The organism is Niallia sp. FSL W8-0177 (assembly GCF_038006285.1).
Lineage (GTDB): Bacteria > Bacillota > Bacilli > Bacillales > Cytobacillaceae > Niallia > Niallia circulans_A.
Window position 1 is genome coordinate 2,527,059 of the sequence record NZ_JBBOUX010000001.1, and the last position, 25,827, is coordinate 2,552,885.

26 protein-coding genes and 1 other annotated feature are annotated in these 25,827 nt (G+C 35.9%); of the genes, 1 reads left to right on the forward strand and 25 read right to left on the reverse strand.

All coding sequences use genetic code 11. The features are described 5' to 3' along the window. Positions 1–119: 119 nt before the first annotated feature. A complete protein-coding gene (gene mtnN, locus NST77_RS12590; RefSeq protein ID WP_095331727.1) occupies positions 120–812 on the reverse strand; it encodes a 5'-methylthioadenosine/S-adenosylhomocysteine nucleosidase in 693 nt (230 codons plus the stop codon). A gap of 1 nt (position 813) precedes the next feature. After that, the gene (locus tag NST77_RS12595; protein ID WP_123258027.1) at positions 814–1,464 is read right to left on the reverse strand and encodes a class I SAM-dependent DNA methyltransferase; all 651 of its coding nucleotides are present in this window, start codon (positions 1,462–1,464) and stop codon (positions 814–816) included. A gap of 231 nt (positions 1,465–1,695) precedes the next feature. Here NST77_RS12595 and NST77_RS12600 point away from each other — a divergent pair, with 231 nt between their 5' ends. Then, a complete protein-coding gene (locus NST77_RS12600) occupies positions 1,696–1,908 on the forward strand; it encodes a YrzA family protein (RefSeq protein ID WP_095331723.1) in 213 nt (70 codons plus the stop codon). 43 nt (positions 1,909–1,951) lie between these two features. Here NST77_RS12600 and NST77_RS12605 read toward each other — a convergent pair whose 3' ends face one another. From NST77_RS12605 to NST77_RS12715, 23 genes are all read right to left on the reverse strand, one after another. Beyond that, on the reverse strand, positions 1,952–2,590 hold the full coding sequence (locus NST77_RS12605; protein ID WP_095331721.1) for a DUF1510 family protein: 639 nt from the start codon (positions 2,588–2,590) through the stop codon (positions 1,952–1,954). Between the two features lie 130 nt (positions 2,591–2,720). Continuing rightward, positions 2,721–4,484, reverse strand: coding sequence for a peptidoglycan D,D-transpeptidase FtsI family protein (locus NST77_RS12610; protein ID WP_341123039.1), 1,764 nt, complete (start codon positions 4,482–4,484; stop codon positions 2,721–2,723). Positions 4,485–4,579: 95 nt separating this feature from the next. Next, on the reverse strand, positions 4,580–5,056 hold the full coding sequence (greA, locus tag NST77_RS12615) for a transcription elongation factor GreA (protein ID WP_047944032.1): 477 nt from the start codon (positions 5,054–5,056) through the stop codon (positions 4,580–4,582). Between the two features lie 408 nt (positions 5,057–5,464). Next, positions 5,465–6,100, reverse strand: coding sequence for a uridine kinase (gene udk / locus NST77_RS12620; protein ID WP_095331717.1), 636 nt, complete (start codon positions 6,098–6,100; stop codon positions 5,465–5,467). 5 nt (positions 6,101–6,105) lie between these two features. Next, positions 6,106–7,374: a peptidase U32 family protein gene (locus NST77_RS12625; RefSeq protein ID WP_163188147.1), complete on the reverse strand. Its 1,269-nt coding sequence runs from the start codon at positions 7,372–7,374 to the stop codon at positions 6,106–6,108. A gap of 21 nt (positions 7,375–7,395) precedes the next feature. Next, positions 7,396–8,325 (reverse strand): peptidase U32 family protein, encoded by a 930-nt coding sequence (locus NST77_RS12630; protein ID WP_341123040.1) that lies wholly within the window; start codon positions 8,323–8,325, stop codon positions 7,396–7,398. Positions 8,326–8,327: 2 nt separating this feature from the next. Next, positions 8,328–8,969 carry an O-methyltransferase gene (locus NST77_RS12635; protein ID WP_235850302.1) on the reverse strand — a complete coding sequence of 214 codons (642 nt, stop codon included), beginning with the start codon at positions 8,967–8,969 and terminating at the stop codon, positions 8,328–8,330. Between the two features lie 309 nt (positions 8,970–9,278). Continuing rightward, positions 9,279–10,430, reverse strand: coding sequence for an endolytic transglycosylase MltG (gene mltG / locus NST77_RS12640; RefSeq protein WP_341123041.1), 1,152 nt, complete (start codon positions 10,428–10,430; stop codon positions 9,279–9,281). 180 nt (positions 10,431–10,610) lie between these two features. Continuing rightward, positions 10,611–10,898 carry a DUF1292 domain-containing protein gene (locus tag NST77_RS12645; protein WP_047944340.1) on the reverse strand — a complete coding sequence of 96 codons (288 nt, stop codon included), beginning with the start codon at positions 10,896–10,898 and terminating at the stop codon, positions 10,611–10,613. A 12-nt stretch (positions 10,899–10,910) separates the two neighbouring features. Further along, positions 10,911–11,327: a Holliday junction resolvase RuvX gene (gene ruvX, locus NST77_RS12650; protein WP_095331709.1), complete on the reverse strand. Its 417-nt coding sequence runs from the start codon at positions 11,325–11,327 to the stop codon at positions 10,911–10,913. Positions 11,328–11,331: 4 nt separating this feature from the next. Then, entirely contained in the window at positions 11,332–11,598 is a 267-nt protein-coding gene (locus tag NST77_RS12655; RefSeq protein ID WP_047944338.1) for an IreB family regulatory phosphoprotein, read from the reverse strand. A gap of 74 nt (positions 11,599–11,672) precedes the next feature. Further along, complete coding sequence (gene alaS / locus NST77_RS12660) at positions 11,673–14,300, reverse strand: alanine--tRNA ligase (RefSeq protein WP_123260802.1); 2,628 nt, start codon at positions 14,298–14,300, stop codon at positions 11,673–11,675. An 85-nt stretch (positions 14,301–14,385) separates the two neighbouring features. Further along, positions 14,386–14,617 (reverse strand) — a binding site (T-box leader). 59 nt (positions 14,618–14,676) lie between these two features. Continuing rightward, positions 14,677–15,756: an AI-2E family transporter gene (locus tag NST77_RS12665; protein ID WP_095331705.1), complete on the reverse strand. Its 1,080-nt coding sequence runs from the start codon at positions 15,754–15,756 to the stop codon at positions 14,677–14,679. Positions 15,757–16,057: 301 nt separating this feature from the next. Further along, entirely contained in the window at positions 16,058–16,189 is a 132-nt protein-coding gene (locus NST77_RS12670) for a YrzQ family protein (protein WP_082138431.1), read from the reverse strand. A gap of 56 nt (positions 16,190–16,245) precedes the next feature. After that, positions 16,246–16,434: a hypothetical protein gene (locus NST77_RS12675; RefSeq protein WP_047944344.1), complete on the reverse strand. Its 189-nt coding sequence runs from the start codon at positions 16,432–16,434 to the stop codon at positions 16,246–16,248. A gap of 298 nt (positions 16,435–16,732) precedes the next feature. Further along, positions 16,733–19,159 (reverse strand): SF1B family DNA helicase RecD2, encoded by a 2,427-nt coding sequence (gene recD2, locus NST77_RS12680; protein WP_095331703.1) that lies wholly within the window; start codon positions 19,157–19,159, stop codon positions 16,733–16,735. Between the two features lie 43 nt (positions 19,160–19,202). After that, entirely contained in the window at positions 19,203–19,853 is a 651-nt protein-coding gene (locus NST77_RS12685; protein WP_095331701.1) for a tetratricopeptide repeat protein, read from the reverse strand. A gap of 170 nt (positions 19,854–20,023) precedes the next feature. Next, a complete protein-coding gene (gene mnmA / locus NST77_RS12690; RefSeq protein WP_341123043.1) occupies positions 20,024–21,139 on the reverse strand; it encodes a tRNA 2-thiouridine(34) synthase MnmA in 1,116 nt (371 codons plus the stop codon). A 47-nt stretch (positions 21,140–21,186) separates the two neighbouring features. Beyond that, a complete protein-coding gene (locus tag NST77_RS12695; protein ID WP_341123748.1) occupies positions 21,187–22,329 on the reverse strand; it encodes a cysteine desulfurase family protein in 1,143 nt (380 codons plus the stop codon). A 141-nt stretch (positions 22,330–22,470) separates the two neighbouring features. After that, entirely contained in the window at positions 22,471–22,890 is a 420-nt protein-coding gene (cymR, locus tag NST77_RS12700; RefSeq protein ID WP_095331695.1) for a cysteine metabolism transcriptional regulator CymR, read from the reverse strand. Beyond that, entirely contained in the window at positions 22,890–23,573 is a 684-nt protein-coding gene (locus tag NST77_RS12705) for a YczE/YyaS/YitT family protein (protein WP_095331693.1), read from the reverse strand. Before NST77_RS12705 ends, cymR begins: the two co-directional genes overlap by 1 nt. A gap of 268 nt (positions 23,574–23,841) precedes the next feature. Further along, positions 23,842–24,984 carry a M20 peptidase aminoacylase family protein gene (locus tag NST77_RS12710; RefSeq protein WP_095331691.1) on the reverse strand — a complete coding sequence of 381 codons (1,143 nt, stop codon included), beginning with the start codon at positions 24,982–24,984 and terminating at the stop codon, positions 23,842–23,844. Between the two features lie 41 nt (positions 24,985–25,025). Beyond that, the gene (locus NST77_RS12715; RefSeq protein ID WP_164463667.1) at positions 25,026–25,826 is read right to left on the reverse strand and encodes a GNAT family N-acetyltransferase; all 801 of its coding nucleotides are present in this window, start codon (positions 25,824–25,826) and stop codon (positions 25,026–25,028) included. Position 25,827: the final 1 nt, after the last annotated feature.

Here is a 25,827-nt window from a genome sequence, read left to right on the forward strand (position 1 = left end):
ATTTTCCCCCTATATAACAAGTTTCTTCCTAGACAAAAATTTCTCTATAACTTATTATTCTTAGTTGTTTACTTGTATTTAGAAGAAAAGAAAGGAAGGGTTTCCCCTTCTGCTCTTCTTTATATTCTCTCAACGATTCCTAACACTAGATTTGCTGAATGGACAGCCGCTTTTTCTAAATACTGATCAAAAGATAAATGGGATTCCTTCCCAGCAATATCAGATAAAGAGCGAATAATAACAAATGGAATATTATGTTGATAAGCAACCTGAGCGATTGCAGCTGCTTCCATTTCAACAGCTTGCAGATTCTCGAATTTTGATTTTATAAAGGCTGCCTTTTCTGGTTGATTGATAAAAGAGTCACCAGTTGTAATTAAACCTGTCACTACAGAATGATTGCCAATTTCCTTTGCACTTTGTTCTGCTGCAGCAATTAATCTTTCAGTCGCCTTAAAGCTTGCTGGCATTTGTGGAACTTGGCCGTATTCATAACCAAAAATAGTGGCGTCTACGTCATGATGACGTACTTCACTCGAAATAACAACGTCTCCTACTTCAAGAGTTGGATTTAATCCTCCTGCTGAACCTGTATTGATTAGATAGTCTGGTTTAAATGTTTGCATTAGAATCGTTGTACTCATTGCGGCATTCACTTTTCCTATGCCAGAACGAAGTAAAACAACCTCTTTCCCAAATAATTCACCTTCAATAAACTGAAATCCAACGATTGTCTGTTCTTTCTTATTTGCTATTTTTTCACGTAGTAAAGTTACTTCTTCTTCCATTGCACCGATTATTGCGATTTTCAATTCACTTACCTCTTTCGCTTATTTTTTCCCCTTCCATCATCCATACAAAGTCATTCAACTTCTTAAAATATGCGGAAAAACCGTACTTCTCTAAAATTTCCGTTAGAAAGGGGATTGTTGTATAATACTCTCTTTGCAAGTCTTCTGCTAAATGGTGATGCTCCTTTTCCTTGGCATTCTTAATTGCCTCATCGTACGCATCTTTAGTGACATACATGGTATCTGCAAACACTATTTTACCACCTAAAGGGAGGAGATTACTATACTGTTTAATCGCTTCTTCTTTTTCTTGGTCGGTTAAGTGATGAAAAGCATAAGTACTTACAAAGGTATCTGGTTGCTGATCTAGCTTAAAGTGAAGAAAATCCCCATCTATTATGGTTGCTTTTGCATTAATTTTCTCCTTCGCCAACTTCCTCATTGCAGGCGATGGTTCTATGGCGGTAACCGTTAAACCCTTTTCAATCAGTTTAACAGTTAAATTTCCTGTACCAGGCCCAAATTCAACAACATGCCCTGTGGCACGTTCTGCTACCATTTTTAATATATAATCATACTTGTGAAAAACAGCTTCGTATTCTTTATTGTTAGTGAGACTGTCATCGTAAGAATCCGCCCATTGTTCAAAAATCTCAAGAAACTCTTTTCCCATAGCATTGCACCCCTGTTTTCTTAAATATATAATTCCTATAAGTATACTATGGTTTTAAATATTTCTTGTTCTTAATTTATCATATCTTTCTTTTTGTTATCAAGATGCAAAAAATAGTAAGTTTATTCCCTATTTTCAATCTTTATCAGACTGTTTTTATGTATTAATATTAATCCATTGTCTCCTTATGTTATGATATTTTTACTGTTAGGAAGAAAGGAAGATTTAAGCATGAATATCCAATTAGAAATGATAGAAGATAAGGTAGAGTTTTTTGAAGGAGAAAGTCTAAAAGCAATCGAGAAAAAAATCAATGAACAAGTAGAAGTCAATAAAGCTATATTGCTTTCTGTTCATTCTGTCTCCCATCAAGTTACTTTACTAGAGAATGGTCGGCCTTATTACACCGCCGTTGTCCATTTTAAAATGAAAAAGCAGTTTTAAAAAACAATAAAAAAGAACTGGAGCTTGATTCTCCAGTTCGAGTTTAACGAATATTTAAGTCTTTTATTTCTTCTACCTTCGTTGGTTTCCATCCACTTCCATCTACCCATTCTATATATACTCTATATTTTTCAGATTTATCTTTAGATGATACTGTTCCAATAGACTTCTGAGGATCATGATTATTATTACCAAGGAACCAAACAGTCATATTCCCGCTATCTAAGCCGGTTGCATAAGATAATGCTTTAATTTGTTCGTTCCAGTCTGCCCCTTCTGAATAAGTAGCTACATGCTCCCCTGTTTGGGATGTTCCAACAGGCTTCCAGGAAGGATTCTCAATCGTTTTAATAACATTCGAGTCACTGCCACCTTCTGTGACAATTTCCTCCCCATCAGATTCTTTTTCTTCTTCTGAAGTAGTGTTCTCCTCTTTATTATCTGATTTAGTCGTCGAAGCAGCTGTTTTATTCTCATCCGATACTTCTTGACCTGATTTCGGTTCGTTTTCTTTATTTTTAGCTGTATTTTTTTCATCATTTGTATGAAAAATAGAATATGATACAAATACAATTAGTAAAATCACAGCAACGATTAATCCATTTAAAATAAGATTCGTTTTCTTTCTTTTAGAACGTTGTGCATATCTCGTTTTACCTTCATTATTTATTTCATTACTCAAGGTGTTTCTCCTCCTATTTTCTTTCCATTTCCTCTTTATATAAGTTGATTTAACTCTCACTTTTCTTCTTTCACTGTACATATTTTAACATGGCAGTACACTTTTAGAAAAGCAAGAACCTATTGGCGTACTAGCGAGCAGCATTTTGCTGCTTTTTATCGATTCCTTTAACTACCTCTGCAAATAGTTGGTTGACCCCGCCTTCGTCTGAATAAACATCTAAATTCACTGTTACTAAGGCATATTTAGGCTTCTCATAAGGAAAATAACCTGCAAACCATTTATTATGTAACTGCTTCTCCTCTTTATATACGCCTGTTTCTGCCGTTCCTGATTTTCCAGCAATTTCATAGGGAAGATCTTGAAACCACCTGCCAGTTCCTTTATTGTTTGTAACAACTTCTCTTAAAAGTTTTTGGAGCCTTGAAGCGGTATAAGGAGATATTTTTCCTCCATCTAACTCTTGCTTATCAAAGGAATAAAAGGTTGTGCCATTTTTGTATTGAATATCTGAAACAACTCTGACACTTTCCTTTTCTCCTCCTCTAGCAATAGTCGCCATCATATTTGCCACTTCTAATGGTGTAACCCGTACCTCATGCTGTCCGATTCCCGTTAATGCAACATAGTTCTTATCCTTTTTCGCCTCCTCATTCAAAAACACTCTTCCCATTTCTTCGCCACTAAATTGTTTGAAATCAGGAGAATGAAAAACACTGCCTCGCCACCCCACCAGGCTAGTCAATGATAATTTAGCTGCATATTCCTCGATTAAATTTTCATCTATATCACTTAACGTCTTCGCTATTGTCCCAAAGGTATTGTTGCAACTAACTGCAAAGCTATCTGTAAAATTTAACATTCCATGCTGATATGTTAAGTCCTCTTCGCCATTGATCTTCTTGCTGCAATCATATTGCTTATTGTTATCATCCAATTTATTGTCGATCGCAGCTGCTGCAATGACTGTTTTGAAGACAGAGCCGACAATCTGCTGTTTTAGCATATAGTTATTAACTCCATCTGTCTGATAAGGATCTTCTGCATTTATCTTCGGCCTAGAAACCATTGCAGCAATCGAATTATCGTCTAGATCTAACAGAACTAGTCCACCTTTCTTTATGCCTTGTTCATCTACTAAGTCTTCTGCCATCTGCTGTAAATCTGTGTCTATGGTTGTGCGGACATTTACAGGATAAAACGGATTTGCAGGTTCTACATATTTAACATTTAAGCCAAAGAGTGGTCCTCCTTTTGCATCTACATGATAGACAAGCTTCGATTCGCCATCAGGCAAAAGAAATTCATCAAAGCTTCTTTCTAAGCCTGTTAAACCAATTAATGTAGAACCTCCTAGCTTTCTATCAGGATATCGCTTTCCTAATTGCTCTTCATTTTGACCAGTAATCCCTAGCAGTTGTTCGGCGATACTATTATTGATATGAAACTTTTTCTCTGCGGCAAAAACACCTGGAATCTTCAGCTGATTGATAGCAGACATTTGCCTGCTTGTTAATTCCAATGGTTTCTTTCCTCCAAAAACAACCGGATCTTTTGCATCGATAATACTATTCTTTACATTGTATTCACTTGTCCCAATAATATCCGCTACTTTTTTGCTATCCCAATCCATTTTTTTTAAAAAAGGAAATAATATTAAAACTGCTTTTGTCTGATGTGTTAGCGAATTTCCATTTTTATCAAGAAAGGTTCCTCGACCATTGTCCAAAAGCATTTCTTGTGATCTTTGTTTTACACTTGCTTCCACCAAATTAATATTATGCTTAGTGAAATGATTTGTCTCTATTAACTGCACTTGTATTAGCCTTCCTAGCAATATACATAAAGCAAATAAAAAAAGGATACCGATGCCAACTATTCTTTTTCTCCACATAAATAAAACACCTCATCAAAAGTGTTGACGAGGTGTCCCATTTATAAACAAGTCCATGATAACTTTTTATTCCGTTATCCATTCCATTAAATTACTTATTTAATTGTAACGATTTGTACATTCATTTCTCCGCCTGGAGTCTGTACAATTACTTTATCGCCAACTTTTTTGCCAATTAAGCTTTTAGCGATTGGAGAATCGTTTGAAATCTTCCCTTCGAATGGATCTGCTTCCGCACTACCAACGATTGTATATGTTTCTTCTTCACCGTCTGGAAGCTCGACGAATGTAACAGAACTACCAAGTGAAACAGTGTCGCGATCTAACTCATCTTCCGAGATAATTTTTGCATTTCGAATCATATTTTCGATCGTAGTGATACGACCCTCTACAAAAGCTTGTTCTTCTTTCGCAGAATCATACTCTGAGTTTTCGGATAAGTCACCGAAACTACGTGCAATTTTAATACGTTCTACAACTTCTTTACGTTTAACTGTTTTTAACTGTTCTAGTTCCTGTTCTAATTTTTCTTTACCTGCTAATGTCATTGGAAATTCTTTTTCGATTGCCAAAATCTTCACTCCTTCAAGTATGGGATTAATGAATAGCCATGAAACTATTTGTAAAATCCCTAATAATTATGTATTTAAAGATAATAGCACGACATCTTAGAAATGGACGCGCTTTTTTTCTAATAGAATGAGTTTAATACGGATTGAAGAAAAAAGAAAGCATTTTCTATTAGATTGCCTGTAATGATTTAACATTTTTTCACTAATTAGCGATTTTTGTTAAAAGAATGATTATTTTTATGAAATTAACAATAGGAAAAATTATCAAATATCATTACAGAGAGCTCTTTTATTTATCCCATTATTTTAACCCATTGGTTTCTTGCATAATCCATATTTGGAAAAATAGGCTGTCTATAATGGAACAGCCTATTTCCCAGAAATTTTTCATGAATACTTTCTATTGTTTCATAAAAGTGATTTTTGTTCAAGAATTGTTTGAATTTTTGTAACCATAAGATCAATGGCTACGTGATTATGACCGCCCTCAGGAATTATAATATCTGCATATCTTTTTGTTGGTTCAATAAATTGATTATGCATGGGACGAACTACATTAACATATTGTTCAATTACAGAGTCAATCGTTCTTCCTCTTTCTTTGATATCCCTCATTAATCTTCTGATAATACGTAAATCCGCATCTGTGTCAACAAATAACTTCATATCCATTAAATCACGAAGACTTTCATCCTCCAATATTAAGATACCTTCCACAATGATTACATCCTTAGGTTCAACTAGGATAGTTTCATCGGAGCGGGTATGCATGGCATAATTATATACTGGCTTTTCCACTGCTTCATAATTTAATAATTTTTGAATATGATCAATTAATAATTCTGTATCAAATGCTAACGGATGGTCATAATTCGTTTTTAATCTTTCCTCAAATGGTAAATGAGATTGATCTTTATAGTAATAATCTTGTTCGATCATTAAAATCGAATGTCCTTTAAAATGGTCAAATATAGCTTTGGTCACACTTGTTTTTCCAGATCCGGAGCCACCTGCGACACCAATAACTACTGGTTTCGGCTGCATGCTTATTAAAGCTCCTTTCGCATCATATTATTTGGATAAACAGGGTGGTCCACTTTGAATTTAACAATTTGTAAAGGATGTCTTGCAGCATCGATTTCTTTTCCGTCTGCATCCCAAATTTTATCAACAACCATTGTAAAATTATCAATTTCCGGACCAAAAAATTCCACTTCCTGCCCCTGTTTGAAGAAGTTTCTTTGTTGTAATGTTACTATTTTTGTCTCTTCATTATAATCGAGCACTAAACCAGCAAAGTCAAAAGTGGTCTTTTTGCTATGATTTCCAAACATTTGCTCTTTATACCCTGGCTGACCTTCAAAGAAAGCAGGTGCTGTATCTCGATTTGCACATTTATCTAGTTCTTTAAGCCATTCCTCTTGAATGACAAAATGATCTGGATCTGCACAATAGGCATCAATCACTTTTCGGTAAACACTAACAACTGTAGCAATATAATGAATGGATTTCATTCTACCTTCAATTTTTAAACTGTCTATGCCTAGTTCAATCATACGTGGAATAGATTCGATAAGCTTTAAATCTTTTGGACTCATCGCAAAAGGAGCATCACCTTCAGAGAATAAAGGCTTTTCCTCCACACCATCTAGCTTGTACAAATCATAATCCCAGCGACATGATTGACAACAGCCGCCGCGGTTAGAATCTCGAGCCGTCATATGATTACTCAATGTACAACGACCAGAATATGCGATACACATTGCGCCATGAATGAATGTTTCGATTTCGATATCTACTTTTTCTTTCATTTCTTTTATCTCTTCTGCACTTGTTTCACGGGCAAGCACAACCCGTTCTAAACCTTCTTCCTTCCAATACTGAACTGCCTTCCAGTTAGAAAGAGATTGCTGTGTACTTAAATGCACTTCTATTTCGGGTGCTACTCTACGGCATGTCTCGATAATTAATGGGTCTGCCACAATAATTCCATGTACACCTGCTGACTTTAAGCCCAGTAAGTATTCTTCTAAACCGTCAATATTTTCATTATGTGCAAATATATTGGTAGTAACATATATTTTTGCTTGATATTTCTTAGCAAACTCCACTCCCTCTTTCATTTCTTCAAAAGTGAAGTTTCCAGCATTCGAACGAAGCCCATATTCTTGTCCACCAATAAAGACAGCATCTGCACCGTATGTAACAGCAATTTTTAATTTCTCTAAATTACCAGCAGGTGCTAGCAGTTCCGGTTTCTTTACAATTACTCTTTTTCCATCTCTTATTTCAGAAATAGGATCTTTAACTAATGTCATTTTCCCTTCTCCTCCACTTGTTTAGTAAACCGTTTCTTTAAAGAAAAATCCTGTGTCCAATGGTCTATTAGGTGGTTGAATTTTTTCTATCTCAGCAAGTAAATGGTCTTTTTCTTCTTCATATCGATCTGGATCATTTAAATACAAAGTTATTGCTTGATAATATAGTCCAGTAACGGCAATAATATAGCTTGGTTCTTTCAAAAGACCGTCGATTTTGAAAGAATCAATGCCAGCATCCAATAGATCTGCAAGCTCATCAATGATACAAATGTCATTTGGACTCATAATATGTGTCCCATTTGCATCCTGAAAAATTGGATATTTATTTTCTCTTTCTTTATCATGCAGAAAGAAGTTCTTATCTGATTTACTTGCTTCCAATTCCACTTCTTTCCCTTGATATTGAAAGTAATGTTCTAGTAAAGTACGTTTTGATTGAAACATCGTCGTCATTCCATGAACTTGGATTTCAATCTCCACTTCTGCATTTTCTTTTGTTTCAATGATGGCGTCCATGCTAATTTCTCTTGCTAGGACCGCTCTTTTTGCACCTTTGCGTCCCCAATAATTACATGTGTACCAGTTTGTCCCTGTTGTTTCTGTACTCCAATGCAATTTCATATTTGCCGCAACTTCTCTGGCAATCATTAAAACAGCTGGATCGCCATAATATATTGCATCCGCATTTACAGCCACTAAAAACCGCAGATATTCTGTTACATCCTCGATTTTATCATTATGAAAAATTGCATTTACAGCCACATATACTTTTTTCCCTCTTTGGTGTGCGATTTCAATCGCCTTTTTTACATCGTCCCGATTAAATTCACCGGCTAATCTCAAACCAAATTTTTGTTCTCCGATAACAAAAGCATCTGCTCCATTATCAATAAGCGGCTCTATATCGTTTATACTGGTTGGCGTTACTAGTAATTCCGGTTTTTTCATTCTTATCCCCTCTTTTTACTAATTGCAATACCGTCTCCCACAGGCAAGATTGCTGTGTGATAATCCTGATTTCCCATAAGCCATTGATTATAATTTCTTATTTTCCGTACTAATTGACGAAGGTTTCTACTATCTATCTCTTCTGCTGCCACTAAACCATGAAATAATATATTATCTGTATACACGATTCCGTCATTCGATAACAAAGGGCTGTAAAGATCGAAAAACTTTTGATATTGTCCCTTTGCCGCATCGATAAAGATAGCATCAAACGGTCCATATTGCTCAACTATGGAACCTAATTCAAGGGCATCACCTTGTAAAAGGACAATTTGTGCTTCAAGCTTAAACTTTTCGACATTTTCCTTCGCTACTAAATACCTTTGTTCATCTCTTTCCAACGTAACTATTTGAGAAGATGGTAATGCTTCCGCCATTCTTATGGCAGAATATCCTATCGCTGTGCCAACTTCTAATATTTTTTTAGGCTGCTGAATTCGTAGTAATTGTAATAATGTTTCAATCCCTATTAACTCCATAATGGGAACTTCATTTTGTTTCGCATAATGTTCCATTTCACTAATCTGGTTATTTCTTTCTGGAATTAAATTTTCAATATACTCCAGGATTTGTTTATTTTGCAAGGATGAGTCCCTCCTAATTAATCCATAAAGCCCTATCCTTTTTTCTTCTACCTAAAAATAGTTAGCTTCTTATTAAGAACCTAACACATCAAAAAAGTGTATATAATTTGGGTATTTCATTAAATGTATACTCAAAAACACTTGTACCATTTTATCATAAAATATAGGAGAATGCTAATAAATCTTCAGATATCAACAGCAATCCATATAAAAGATGACAATTTTTCGAACAAAATAACGTAATTTCAAAAAAAGACTACAGTCCAAACATCTTTTTGTTTGACTGTAGTCTTTTTTTGTTGAAGAATGTTAGTCATTCTCTGTAATATATTTTGCTTTCAATTCATTATGTTCATTAAGCGATTTAGAAAAGTACACTTTCCCATCTTTTGAAGCTAAGAAATAGAGATAATCTGTATCATCCGGATGCAATGCCGCTTCCATAGAAACAGTTCCTGCATTGGCAATAGGTCCAGGTGGTAAGCCTACATTTTGATAGGTATTATAAGGTGAATCTACCTCTAGATCTTTATAATAAACTCTATCCTTATGCTCTCCTAAAGCATAAAGTACTGTCGGGTCTGTTTGCAATGGCATCCCTTGTTCGATACGATTATAGAACACACTGGCAATTTTCTTTCTATCCACATTTTTGGTTGCTTCTTCTTCAATTAACGAAGACATTGTTAAAAATTGATGGACGGTTAATTTATCTCGTTCAATTTCCGTTTCATATGCTTTTACTACACTTTCTGTTTTATCAAGCATTACGGAAATGATTGCTTCCAATGTTGGCTTTTCTTCATAATAAGAATAAGTTGCAGGAAATAAATAACCTTCTAGCGGATATTTGATATTTTTCGCCCAAATTTCTGTTGTTAATAAATCTGGATTTTTGGCCATTAGCCCTTTGATAAATGCTTCATCGTTTAATTGTTTCCAAACCTCTTCTTCCTTTTGGTTTGTCTTCTTCGCGATAATAGCGGAAATTTCTTTTAATTGTCTTCCTTCAGGTATCGTCATGGTAAAGACCGGTTCTTGCATAATTTTTCCGGTTTTCAAGCTGTCAATAATCTCTTGAATCGACATGGATGGATTCATATGATATTCTCCAGCCATGAAATTCGACTCATTTTTAAATTTCACATAATATTTAAACACCTTTGCGTTTTTTACAAGCCCCTTATCTTCAAGCAATTGGGAAATAGTGCTTACACCAGACCCAATCGGGATTTCCACTACAATATCTTTATCACTATCTGGATTAACTGGTTTTAAAGCTGATTTTATGTAAAAGTAACCAGACGTCCCTACAACTGCTACAATCATAATTAATACTAAGGCAACAATGACCACGACTCTTCTGACTAATTTTGCTTCTTGTTGTCTCTGATTTAAATTAGCTATAAATAACTCCTTCTTACTATTTATTGTATTGTTCTCGTCTTTATTATTCGTCAATCTTTTCCCTCCTTGACACACACCACTCCAACATTTTTTACATATCTCGACCTATTATACTATATTTTGCTAAGAAAGTTGTAGCTTTTAGTGAAATTTACATACTACTGAAAGCTGGACTAGTAGTTAACAAAAAATAAAAAAAGAGCCCAAAAGGACTCTCTTTTCTTCTATCCGTTATTACTCTTCTTCTTGTTCAGCAAGGAATGTATTTAACATTTCTTCGACTAAATCCCATTCTTCTTCAGTTTCAATCGGAGATAGTTCACCGTCGCCTGTTTCTTCATTTGGAATGAAGGAAGATGCGTGGATGTCGATTTCTTCATCATCGCTTTCATCTCCAAGAGGATAATATAATACATATGATTTTCCAAATTCATCTGATTCAAATGTAAATAGAATCTCACATAATTGTTCATTTCCTTGTTCGTCTACAACTGTAATTGTATTAGTCTCACCGTGTTCCATATTTCCACCTCATTATTTTTGACTGTCTAAATATCCTTGCAAAATGATAGATGCAGCCATTTTATCGATTACTTTTTTACGTTTTTTTCTACTAACATCTGCTTCCAATAGAATTCTTTCAGCAGCCATCGTTGTTAGTCGTTCATCCCAAAAAACAACCGGCAGTTCAAATCGTTCTTCTAAAAGCTGCCCGTACATTTGACTAGCTTCTCCACGAAAGCCTATGCTGCCATTCATATTTTTAGGAAGTCCAACCACTATTTTACCTATATCATACTCAACAATCAAGGACGCAATACGGTCAAGCCCAAATTGTTCTTTCTCTTCATCAATTTTAATTGTTTCAATTCCTTGTGCTGTCCATCCTAAAGCATCACTAACAGCAACACCTACTGTTTTTGAGCCAACATCTAAGCCCATTAATCGCATACGTCTATTCCTCTCGTTGCTGTTTTAAATAAAACTTTACAAGTTCCTCAATAATTTCATCTCGTTCTAATTTTCGGATGATATTGCGTGCATCCATGTGACGGGGAATATAAGCAGGATCCCCAGAAAGTAAATAACCAACAATTTGATTGATTGGATTATAGCCTTTTTCTTGAAGTGCATCGTAAACTTGATAAAGTACTTCTTTTACATCATGTTCATATGGTTCTTCTGGAAAATTGAATCTCATTGTTTTATCAAATGAGCTCATTTTGAACACCCCATTTCCTTTTCGAACAATTTCTGTTAAGAGTTATCTACATTTTACACTACTTGTCCTTAATATCAAACGGATTTCACATATTCTTGTACAAATTCTAATGCTTCATTTAGTTTAGAAGGATCTTTACCGCCTGCTTGAGCCATATCTGGACGGCCGCCTCCGCCGCCTCCACAAATGGAAGCTACTTCTTTTACTATCTTTCCTGCATGGAAACCTTTATCCATTAAATCCTTGGTTACACCAGCAATAATATTTACTTTTCCTTCATTGACACTTCCAAGTACTAATACGACAGAATCTATTTTTTGTTTTAATTCATCTGCCATTGTGCGAAGATTATTCATATCTACATTCGGGATAGAAGCCGCTAATACTGGGACTTCATTCACTAATTTCACTTGATCAACAAGATTGCCTGCTTCAATATTGCTTAGTTTTGCAGCAAGTGATTCATTTTCCCGTTGTAATTGCTTCACCTCTGTAAGAAGACTGTCTACGCGAGTAACGACATCTTTGGGACTAGTTTTTAACTTATTCGCCGCTTCTTTTAATAAGTGAATTTGATCTGTCAGTTGTTGGTATGCCGCTTGTCCAGTTACTGCTTCAATACGTCTTGTTCCTGCGCCAATTCCAGCTTCCGAAACAATTTTAAATAAACCAATTGCTGAAGTATTATCAACATGACACCCGCCGCATAGTTCTAAGCTATACTCACCAACTTGGACAACACGTACTACTTTTCCATATTTTTCACCAAATAAAGCCATTGCACCCATTGCTTTCGCCTCATCGATATCCTTGTAATCAATTTGAACTGCAATACTTTCCCATATCTTTTCGTTAACGATTCGTTCAATCTCATCTAATTCCTCTGCAGTAATTTGCCCAAAATGAGAAAAATCAAAACGTAAACGATCTGGTTGTACAAGAGATCCTGCTTGATTAACATGTGTTCCAAGAACATCTTTTAATGCCTGATGTAATAAATGAGTTGCTGTATGGTTCTTTATAATTTTGGAACGATTTTTACTATCCACTTTAGCTGCTAATCTATCATTTACCCTAACAGCTCCTGTTTCAATTATTCCTTTGTGTAAATTTTGACCATTTGGCGCTTTTTGAACATCTTCCACGCTAATTGTCACATGATCCGATTTTAACGTTCCTTTGTCAGCAATTTGACCGCCGCTTTCTGCATAGAATGGTGTTTTGTCTAATATAAACTGAATTTCATCCCCAGCTTCTGCAGTCTCTACTTCTTGACCATTTCTTAATAAAGCCACGATTTGCGCTTCATTTGACCACTGATCATAACCAATAAATTCACTTTCCACTTTAATATTGCCTAACACTCCACTTTGAACTTGCATGCTGTCAACTTCTTGACGTGCTTTTCGGGCGCGATCACGCTGACTTTCCATTTCTTTTTCGAAACCTTCATGATCAATAGCCAGACCTTGCTCCTCTGCATATTCCTCTGTAAGTTCAACTGGGAATCCATACGTATCGTACAAACGGAAAATATCTTCTCCAGCTATAACTCCATTGTCTTTTGCTTTCTCCATTACTTCGGAAAGGATAGCAAGACCTTCATTTAATGTTTCATGGAATCGTTCTTCTTCACTTTTCATGACTTTTTGAATAAATTCTGTCTTTTCCTTTACAGTAGGATAATAATCTACCATAATTTCAGCCACTACTGGAACTAATTCAAACATAAATGGTCTGTTGATATTAATTTTCTTTGCATAACGAACTGCTCTGCGCAACAAACGTCTTAACACATAACCTCTTCCTTCATTTGACGGAAGAGCCCCGTCACCTATTGCAAAAGCCACTGTACGTATATGGTCTGCGATTACTTTAAATGCTTCATCGCTTAAAGAGTCCTTGCCATACCGGACATCTGCTAATTGTTCAGTCGCGCGAATAATCGGCATAAATAAATCTGTATCAAAGTTTGTTGGAACATTTTGAACAACAGACGCCATACGCTCCAAGCCCATACCTGTATCAATATTCTTCTTTGGCAGAGGTGTATAAGTGCCGTCTGGATTATGGTTAAATTCAGAGAAAACAAGGTTCCATACTTCTAAGTAACGATCATTTTCTCCACCTGGATATAATTCTGGATCGTTGATATCATTGCCATATTCTGGACCACGATCATAGAATATTTCTGTATTAGGACCACTTGGACCTTCACCTATGTCCCAAAAGTTACCTTCTAAGCGAATGATGCGATTCTCTGGTATGCCAATTTTATCTCGCCATAAAACATATGCTTCTTCATCCTCTGGATGGATGGTTACAGAAAGCTTTTCTTTATCAAAGCCAATCCATTTTTCATCTGTCAAGAACTCCCAAGCCCATTCGATTGCTTCTTCTTTAAAATAATCCCCAATCGAAAAGTTACCAAGCATTTCAAAAAAAGTATGGTGACGCGCCGTTTTGCCCACATTTTCAATATCGTTTGTACGAATTGATTTTTGCGCATTTGTTATTCTTGGATTTTCAGGAATAACGCGACCATCAAAATATTTTTTTAAGGTAGCTACACCACTATTAATCCATAATAATGACGGATCATCATGAGGCACTAAAGATGCACTTGGCTCAATCGCATGCCCTTTGCCCTGAAAAAATTCTAAAAATTTGCTTCTTATTTCTGCACCAGTTAAGTTTTTCATCACATATCCTCCTGTTTTTTCTTATGTATTTGCTACAACCACTAACGTTTACCGTTTTAAGGCATAAAAAAAACTCCCATCCCTGGACAGGGACGAAAGTATTGCTCGCGGTACCACCCTGATTATGGATAAAAGTATAAAAAAATAACAATAAATAATATCCATCTCTCAACATTCCTTAACGCGGAAAACGGCAGTGATTAGCTGCATTCAAGAATTAGCTTTCAATTATCCTTCACCTAGAACTCCTTTCAGCCAAAGGGAATTCCTCTCTTTAGAGTGGACTATAATCTACTTATTTCTTTCACCATTTTATCGATATATGCTTCATTCGAATTATACTGATTATTAGGCAGTATTGTCAATATTGGTCTATTTATATACGTTTTATTTCTCGTTCTTTTTTTCCAAAATGGGTTTTCATATGAATGATTGCTACTTTTACAATGGATAATAAAGGGACTGCCACAATCATTCCAATCATCCCGCCTATCTCCTCTCCTAGCAATAGCGCAAACATAATAAACAAGGGATGCATATGAGTACTTTTCCCTACTATATATGGCGATAATATATTTCCTTCGAGAAATTGCAGAATAATAATGATAATCACGACAATAATGATCATTTTCACAGAAACAGTACTTGCAACAATTAAAGCTGGAACAGCTCCAATTACCGGTCCAAAATACGGAATGACATTCGTTATTCCTATGATCATTCCTAATACAAGGGCAAATTTCATATGAAAAATCAAAAAAAGAAGCATAGAAATAACTCCAATAATTGTACAAACCAATAATTGTCCTCTTATATAGCTGCCTAATGATTCATTTACATCCTCTAAAAATAAGCGAGCACTATTGCGCCATTTATTAGGAATTAATCCATTAAAGCCTTTTCTTACCGCATTTATATCCTTTAACATATAAAAAGAGATAAAGGGAATAAGCATAATTATAATCGAATAATTGACAATCCCCATGGCACCATTAATTACTTTATTCAAAAGGGATTCCATTTTCCTTTCAAATATGTCAATTCCACGGTCAACTTTTTCCTGTAGGTTAAGCGGCCAAGATTCCATTTTATTTTGAATCGAATCAATTAAATCTTTATATCGCTCTGCAAGCTTTGGAGCACTAACTGTCAGCTCTTCCAGCTGCTCAATAAGAATGGGGATACCTTTATAGATCGCATACCCAATCCCGCCAAAAAATAAAATATAAATAAATGCAACAGACAACCCTCTATGTAAACCTTTTTTATGTAATAATTCTACTATTGGATGAAGTAAGTACGTAAAAAACGCACCAATAATAAAAGGAGTTATAACCTTTGTTATAAGACTTAAAATGGGTAACCATATCGGTGATAATTTTATAAAAATAAATAAAACGATAAAAAGTAATAAGGTAAATCCTAATCGATAATACCATTTTATTCTTATATCCATTTCCTTTCCTCCCTCTTTAATGTATTGTGAGAGATAATAGGAATTTTTATGCATTTTTTTATCTAGTATTAAATTGTAAAAACGGCTTAGCTATCTATGTAATCCCCCACAGACTTAGGCTTGCTTACCGACACATAGCGTGGCTGCAGGACAACCGAACGCCTGCTTGACTATAATTATCAACATAATAATAAAATGAAAAAACCCAAGCAATGATACGAATTTTTTGATTCCGGTATCATTGCTTGGGTTAAAATTTCGGCCAGGAAGGTTCGTTCCAGCCTTGTCTACTAACTCACAATTAAAACATCTTCATTACTTTCCTCTGCACTTTTTTCAGTTGTTTTTGACTCATCATATTATTTTTTTGCATATAGCTAAGTGCCACTACACCAGCCCCAATAGCTATTGCTGTATTTATCGCTTTACCCATTTACTTTGCACCCCTTTTTATATGGAAGTGAGCGCCAAGTTTACACGGAGAAAAACTTAGCTTAATCGACGCTCTTCTTCGTCAAATAAGTCGTCTAAAGAACTTAAGCTTCCATCTTCTTCTACTTGATGTGTATGAATAATCCCTTTCGTAAGCGATAATTCAATAAAGCAATTCCAGCAGTAATATTGATTTATTCCAATTTTCCCAATATCTTTGCTCTGGCAATTTGGACATTTGAGCATAGGAAACACCTCATCTTCATTCGTTTCATGAAATATTCCACCTAACATGGAAATTCCAGGTAAGTATTCCCATTATGCTCTTTAACCCATCCAAATATACCAGTATTTTTAGGAGTTGGCTGTTTTTATTGGAAAATTAGAATCCGACTGGATTTTTTCGAAGAAGATAGCATTACTATTTTTCACCTAGAACTTAAAAACATGTAGTACAAACATTGGCAAAAAAAATCCTCTGAAAAAGAGGAATTCTCCGTAAAAATAGAGGTTTTCTTAAAAAGTTTGTACTTAAGTAATTTTCTTAGGATTCAGATGCTTCCATAAAATCATATGGGGAGATATTTTCCATTCCAATCATTGGATCGATTTGATTGATTTTACCTTCATACAATAAATCAAATGAATTCTCTTTTGTTATTTCCATCGTCTCGTCTGGTTGATATACATCGGCAAATGCCTCTTTGATCTTTTCTTTTAAGGTTGTTTGCCGATTTAGTTCATCATTCCGGCTAACGCCTAATTCCATTGCTTCCACTTCTCCACAAAGAATCAAAAATTGTTTACTTCTAGTTATTCCGGTGTAAATTAAATTTCTTCTTAACATGCGATAATAACTTTTGACGACGGGCATAATGACGATTGGAAACTCACTGCCTTGTGATTTATGGACAGAACAGCAATAAGCCAGCGTAATTTGATTTAAATCCTGTCGCGTATAGGTTGCTTCTATTCCATCAAACGAAACAATAACCATATCTTGCTTTTCCGTATTTTCCTTCGCATAAAAGATCGATACAATCTCACCCATATCACCATTAAAAACATTGCTTTCTGGTTGATTGACTAGCTGAAGGACTTTATCACCGATCCGGTATGTAACATCTCCAAATTTCAGTTCTTTTCTGGTGCCATCTGGATTAGGATTTAAGATTTCCTGTAAGATGGCATTTAAGCGGTCAATTCCTGCTGGTCCTCTATACATCGGTGCCAATACTTGAATATCCATTGGCGCAAAGCCTTTGTTTTTCGCATTCAAAACAATTTTTTCAATTGCCTGCGGAATTTGACTGGAAGAGCATTTTATAAATGAACGATCCCCTTGAGGCACAAGAAGATTAGCCGGCAGCTGGCCTTTTTTCATTTCATGTGCCAGCTCGATTATCGATGATCCTTCCGCTTGTCGATAAATATCTTTCAACTTAACAGTAGGAATACATGCTGAATCAAGTAGATCTTTTAATACTTGGCCCGGTCCTACTGATGGCAGCTGGTCTTCATCTCCTACAATAATTACTTGAATATGTTCAGGTAAAGCCTTAAATAATTGATGGGCTAGCCAAATATCAACCATCGAGGTTTCATCGACGATGAGGATTTTTCCCTCCAAAGGATGTTCCTCATCCCGTTCAAATGTTCCTGTCCCATTCCATCCCAGCAATCGATGAATAGTAACTGCTGGTAAACCTGTTGATTCAGCCATTCGTTTAGCCGCTCGGCCAGTTGGCGCCGCAAGAATAAATGGATAGGGTTCATCTTTTTTATAATCATTAGGCTCTAAGGAACAGCCGTGCAATTCACCATATAATTCAACAATTCCCTTTATGACAGTTGTTTTCCCCGTTCCGGGACCACCTGTCAAAATTAGCATCGGGGACATAAGCGCCGTTTGAATCGCTTCTCGTTGAGAGGGAGCATATTGAACACCGATACGGTCCTCTAAGTTTCCTAACGCCAGCAGAAACTCCGATTCTGGAAATTGGTCTTTATATTCAGATTGCTCCATTACTCGCTTTATATTTCGTACAAGTCCTTTTTCTGAAAAAAACAATGAAGGTAAATATATTTTTTTATCCTCCACTATAATTTTCCCTTCTTCCTCCAGCTGAATAACCTGATCTGCTATTTGCGAAAATTCTATCTCCTCTTTTTGATTTTCTTCAAGCAGGGCTTTTACTTTTTCTAGTAAAAATTCGGCATGGAGATAGACATGGCCTTCCTGATTACTGCTTAACTCTAAAATATACAAACAGCCAGCCTTTAATCGATCTGGATGATTCCCAGTAATTCCAATCTGTGAACCAAGGTCATCTGCTTTTCCAAAACCAATCCCTTCAATATCCTCCACTAATTTATATGGATTTGTCTGGACTATTTCTAGCGTATTTTCTTTATATACTTGATAAATTTTCATCGACAATTGCGGACCAAACCCATATTGATTTAGAGAAACCATTGCTTGCTCTAACCCTTGATTTTTCATTAATGTATCATAGAGGATTTTCGCTTTATCTGATGCAAGTTTGGGCACTGTCTCTAAAATCGATGGCTGATTCATGATTTTGGAGATTGCTTCTTCTCCTAAAGTATCCACAATATTCTCTGCTGTTTTTTCCCCAATCCCTTTAAATAAGTTGCTCGATAAATAAGCAATAACCCCTTGCTTTGTTTGTGGCATTTCTTTTCGAAAGGAAGTTGCCTGCAGCTGTAAACCGAATCTCGGATGCTCTTTAAAATCACCAAAGTATGTATACGTTTCTTCTTCGTTCATCTTTGGCAAATAGCCAGTAATAACCGCTTCTTTATCGTCATAATCATGATTCGTTTCATCGACTCTTATTCTTATCACAGAGTAAAGATTCTGTTCATTATGAAAAATGGTAACAAGATGTCGTCCCTTCACATACTTTTTTTCCTTTTCAAAAAGATCCAAAGAGTTCTGCTCGTTCAACTGAATTCCTCCTTTCTTCCCTTACATTTCATTTCTCTTTCCATTACTTTTCTTCGATAATTTGCTTTCCGTAACCAGCAAGAAGATGATCTGGCTGGATTTCTAGCGCCTTATTGAACATTTCGACTGCTTTCGCTGTTTCTTCTTTAAAACCATAGGCAACCCCTAAATTATAATAAGCATCTGCATGAGTGGCATCTAATGCTAGACAGGATTGAAATTGTGTAATTGCTTCTTCAATATATTCATTTTGTGCCAAACAGAGCCCTAGTTGAAAGAACGCCTCTGCATCTTGACTATTTAGTTCAACTGCTCTTTGAAAATAAGGGATTGCCAATTTCCCTTTATCTAAACCAACATAAGTAAGTCCAAGCATAAAGAAATTATCACTTGATTCTAGTCCCTTTTCTAATGCTAGTTCAAACATATTCTTTGCGGATTCTAAATTTTCTTTTTCATAATAAACGGTTCCTGCACTATAATAGGCTGCAGCCGTTGTATCATCTATTTCAATCGCCTTTTGGTAGAAAGATAATGCTCTTGTATCATCACCCAAAGCTGATAAAACATTGCCAAAATTAACGTAAGAAACTGCATTGTTCGGATTTTTCTCAATCTCTTCCATAAAAATTTTTGCCGCTTCTTCCCATTTGCCTTCTTGCATATATTGTATTCCTAATTGACTATTATCCATCTTAAAACACTCCATTTCTTATTGGTAGTATAGCATATTTTCTAATCAAAAATGAGAAAAGCAACTACACAAAAGAAACTAGCAAATCCTCCTATTACAGGAGAATTGCTAGCTGCTTTTTGCAGTATGTAAAAACTGTCGACCAACTAATGTAAGTCGACAGTCCATCCTTAACCTACATATGTTAATCTTTCATTATCACGGAACACTTTATCAATTGTTCCTCCGCCTAAGCATTCTTCTCCTTGATAGAATACAACTGCTTGTCCTGGCGTTACAGCACGAATTGGTTCGTGGAAGATAACTTTGACTGTATTTTCATCGATAACCTCTACCGTTACTTTATTATCTGGTTGACGGTAACGAAATTTAGCTGCACATTCAAATGATGTACCAATGCGATCTTTGGATACCCAGCTAACGTTGGTCGCAATAATGCTGTCAGAATAAAGCAACTCGTGATGGAATCCTTGACCTACATATAAGACATTCCGTTTTAAATCCTTGCCGATAACAAACCAAGGTTCTCCACTTCCGCCAATGCCAAGACCATGTCTTTGCCCGATTGTATAATACATAAGTCCATCGTGACGGCCAATTACTTCTCCATCCATTGTTTCCATATTTCCTTTTTGCGCAGGAAGATATCCACTTAAGAATTCTTTGAAATTACGCTCTCCTATGAAACAGATACCTGTGCTGTCTTTTTTGGTTGCTGTCGCAAGATTTGCTTTAGCAGCAAGTTCACGAACCTTTGATTTTTCCATGCCGCCAATAGGGAACATTACTTTGCTTAATTGTTCTTCTGTTAGTTGATTTAAAAAATATGTTTGGTCTTTATTATCATCTTTCCCTCTAAGCATGCGCACTTGACCATCTTCTCTGACTACTTGTGCATAGTGCCCTGTTGCAAGATAATCAGCTCCAAGACTCATTGCATGCTCTAAGAAAGCTTTAAATTTAATTTCTTTATTACACATTACATCGGGATTAGGTGTTCTCCCCGCTTTATATTCATCAAGAAAATAAGTGAACACTTTATCCCAGTATTGTTTTTCAAAGTTCACCGCATAATAAGGAATCTCTAACTGATTGCAGACACGAATGACATCTTCATAATCCTCCGTTGCAGTGCAGACACCGAATTCGTCTGTATCGTCCCAGTTTTTCATGAATATACCGATAACATCATAGCCTTGTTCTTTTAAAAGTAACGCAGCAACTGATGAGTCAACTCCACCAGACATTCCTACTACTACCCGGGTATCTTTTGGTGCTTTTTCCATTTTCCATTTCCCCCTTAGCCCTTCCCTTTACATGGAAGGGAAGGTTATCATTTTGTCAGACGGTTAATGATTTTGACTAACTCATGACCGACCTTTTCTATTTGTTGTTCCGTATTATTTAATCCAAAGCTAAATCTAATGGAATTTTTTGTTCTTTCCGATTCTTTGCCAAACATGCTTACTAACACATGAGAAGGTTCGATTGATCCAGCAGTACATGCGGAACCACTAGAAGCAGCAATACCTGCTAAGTCAAGATTAACTAACATTGCTTCCACATTTGTACCGGGAAAGCTTAAGTTTAAAACATGTGGCAAGGTATTATCAACTAATCCGTTTTGTTTAAATGAAATATTATTATCTTTTAAGATACCAATTAGGATTTCTTTATACTTTTTAAACTGCTCTCTCTTTTGCAATCTATCCTGTTGAGAAATTTCTACTGCTAGCTGAAAGCCTGCTAAAGAAGGAACATTCTCAGTTCCAGCTCTTCTTTTTTTCTCTTGTTCGCCACCAAATAATTGAGGATTTAGTTTAATGCCGTTCTTAACATATAAAAAACCCATTCCTTTAGGACCATTAATCTTATGAGAAGAAACGGATAAAAGGTCGATGTGCTGTTCTTTTACATCAATATCTTCTAAACCATAGGCTTGTACCGCATCTGTGTGGAAGACAGCAGGATGATCTTTTAACAATAAGCCTATTTCTTTTATCGGTTGAATCGCACCCACTTCGTTATTGCCATACATAATCGTAACAAGAATAGTATCTTCTCTTAATGCTGCTTTGAATTCATTCAAATCTATTAGTCCGTATTCATTTACAGAAAGATAAGTAACCTCGTAGCCCTTTTTCTCTAATTCTTGGCAAGCATGCAATACAGCATGGTGTTCAATTTCCGTTGTAATAATATGTTTTCCTTTCGCTTCTTTGCCTTCTGCAATTCCAAAGATAGCGTAATTATCTGCCTCTGTACCACCGCTCGTAAAAATAATTTCATTTTCGTGTGCACCTATACTAGAAGCAACTACTGCTCTAGCATTATCCAATATATTTCTTGCCTGTCTTCCATAGGCATGAATACTTGAAGGATTGCCAAATTGATCTTTCATGACTTCATACATTCTATCGATTACTTTTGGATGCATGGGTGAAGTTGCCGCATGATCCACATAAATATGTTCCAAGTTATTCACCTACAATTAATTAGTTGTGATCATTTCAGGTTTCTATTTTTTGTCCAATATAAAAAAATCATCCAAAGAGCTTTCTACATACTTGATTGCTATTATAAAGAAACAGCCATCGATTTTCCAAAAAACAGCTTATTAAATATAAAACATATAACCATCTGAGTTATCGTCTTCTTGATGGTTAGCTAGGTCTTCAATTGTGGTTGAATCTAATACATCTTTTACCGCATCTCTGATTTTCATCCATAAAGCTTTCTTAGCTGGTTCTTCATCTTCGATTCCCTCGACAGGACTTATAGGTCCTTCTAATATCCGAATAATATCTCCAGCAGTAATTTTATTCGGTTCATCACCTAATACATATCCACCATATGCTCCACGAATACTGCGCACATACCCAGCATTACGCAACGGAGCAACTAATTGTTCCAAGTAATGCTCGGATAAATTATTGGTTTGAGCAATTGATTTTAATGAAATCGGTCCCTCTCCGTGCTTTTTTGCTAACTCCATCATAATAGTTAATCCATATCTTCCTTTTGTAGATATTTTCATTATTTTGCCTCCCGCTCCATATTATGTTGGTGAATATTATTCACCGTTCTTTTATTTCGGTCCAATATATAGTTCGTCCATTTTGTACACTGTGGGATACTCCATCCTGCAACTCTTCCTATTAAGGCAGCATAGATAATCGTTCCCCATGATACAGGTCCACCAAGTATCCATCCTATTATTAAAACAATTGCCTCCATTAATAATCTCGTTCTTGCTATGCCCCCGCCAAATTTTTCCGATAAGACAATCATAAGACTATCTCGCGGTCCTGCACCAAGTTTCGCAGAAATATAGAATCCCATTCCATAGCCCATTATAATCAATCCAATTAAAAACATAATCCATTTTTGATAAAGGGTCGAAGGGGTATTCATAAAGGGAAGTAGTAGGAAAAAATCAATAAATACTCCTACTAACACCATATTTAATAAAGCACCAAAAGGAGGAAGTTTTTTTGAAAGGATGGCAGCTATCAATAGGATTAAAAAACCAACTATTATTGCCCAGCTGCCGATGGTCAGACCAAACTGAATATGCAATCCAATATTCAAAACATCCCATGGGGCTGAACCTAAATTTGCAGTAATAATTAATACAATGCCTAATGACATAATCAAAAGCCCTATAATAAAAATAAAAAGTCGTTGAACTGGTTTATCTTGGCCTATTAATGATTTCATCTGCAGTCCCTTTTGCTTTCCCTATCGTAAGTGTTTTTTCTGTATAATTGCCATTATGCATTATAGCATAATTACTTTTATAATTGTTGCAGTAAAGACCTGATATTCATTCTTTATTCAGTATAATTAGTTTATATCCTATCTATTCAATAGGATATCATATTTTTTCGTTTTCGATAAACTTGCTTTTTTTATTGCTGTACATAGAAGCATCTACTAGATTAAAAAAAGGAATTCCTCCTTTGCCAAAAGAAGAAATTCCTTCAATCTATTGTTTTTCTTCCATTAATTTTACTGCCGATAAAGCCATGATTTTTATCCCATGCAGTAGGCTTTCTAACTGAAAATACATGTCTGGGTGATGTAATCCGGGCTGTAAATCTGTGCCTAAGCCAATCATTGTTGTTTGCAGTTGTTCCTTTACTTTCGCATAATAATGAAAATCTTCTCCACCAGGTGTTACTGGAGGCTTCACAAGCCCTTTCGCTCCTAGTATTTCTTTAATGCTTTCAGCTGCTATTTCTTCCATCAATTTATTTGGTGTTGCTGCTGGCATATCGGATAGAAGTTCTAATTCAACTCGAGCACCATTCGCTTCACCTGCAAGTTTCACTTGGCTTTCAAGTCTGGAAATCAATTGTTCCATCTCTTCATTGGTTTGGGCACGAACATCGATGCCAAACTCCGCATAATCGGGGATAATATTAAAATTCTTTCCTCCCGCCTGGACAAAAGTCATTTTTGCAGAAGCAGGGATAATCGGGTTCAACGGAATAGAACGAATAGCCATATTAATAGCTGTAAGACTGTCGATAACGTTTATCCCTAAATGCGGTCTTGCGGCATGTGCCTGCATTCCATATAGTTTTCCTTTAAAGCTTGCCGCTGCTCCATGATAGATTGCAGGAGAACATTCTCCCATTCTCATTTCTTGAATTGGTCGCACATGTAATCCTAATAAATAATCAATATCGTCTAGAAGCCCTTTATTAATAAAGGAAATTGCCCCTGCACCAGTCTCTTCAGCAGGTTGGAACAGGCACTTTATTTTCCCATTTGGTTCTACGCCTAGTTCCTTCAGACATCTTAAGGTAAAAAGCAAAATCGTCGTGTGTGCATCATGACCACATGAATGATTGGCCTTCCATTCTCCATTCACTTGCTGCCATAATGCATCCATATCTGCTCGCAACCCTATAACAGGATTATTTCCTTTCCCCCATTCCCCAACAATCCCAGTTTGATCATCGAATAATTGATAGGGAATGGATAATTTCTCCAGCTCATTTTTTATAAATTTCGTTGTTTCGACTTCTTCCCAGCTTATTTCTGCATGATTATGAAGAAACTGATACATAGCTATTATCTCTTCCTTTTTCCCATCTACCCAGCTGTCTATTTGTTCGTGCATTTTTCCCCTCCTCGTTTATGTAATTCGTTATTCAAATAAGTTCATTCATTCTCTTTGTTTAAGCTTACAATATAATAATTCACTAGTTCATTTGTCTTGTGATAGCTGTGAATGATATATCCCCTTGAAAACAAATGAGTAAAAACATTCCTAAGCATCATACGCCACTTTTCGGCTGTGGCAAAATCTTTTTCTTTTATTGTATGTATATTTTTAGGAACAGGAACCTTATAGGTATCCGCTTTTTTGGATAGGAGTTCAAAAGATAAAGGAATAGGGATTTCTTTTATCGTTTTCCAAGTAACAAGTGATGGAATTTGCTCTCCTGCCGGATGAGGATTTACTGATAGTTTCCCAATATCCCACTCTAACAAAAACCTGTCTGAAGGAAGGCCTCCGTTTAATTCATCCTCCATGGATCCGTAATGATTAGGATAATATGTTTTCACTACCCCTCCTAGTTTCGCTATATTTAGATTGGCATTCCGTGATTCTAGCGGATCAAAAGTCCAAATAATTTTTGAATAGCCACGTTTCAAGGCCATTTCCTTTTGTTTTACTTTCATTTTAAAGCCCAATCCAGCATTTCTATCCTTTGCTTTCACTGCCATCATATGGGACACTAAATAGATTTCCTTTTGATGAAAACCAGGGAAACTATAGCAAAAGCCTACCAGTTCTTCTTTCAAAAAAGCCCCTATAATCATTCCACCATTATGAATAGAGGCAACTAAAAATGGATAGGGTGTAGTATTAGTCCTGCCCCAAATTGAATCTTGAAGGGAAACTACCAGTTGGATTTCAGCTTTTTCAGTTACTTCTCTTATTATATAAGGATCCACT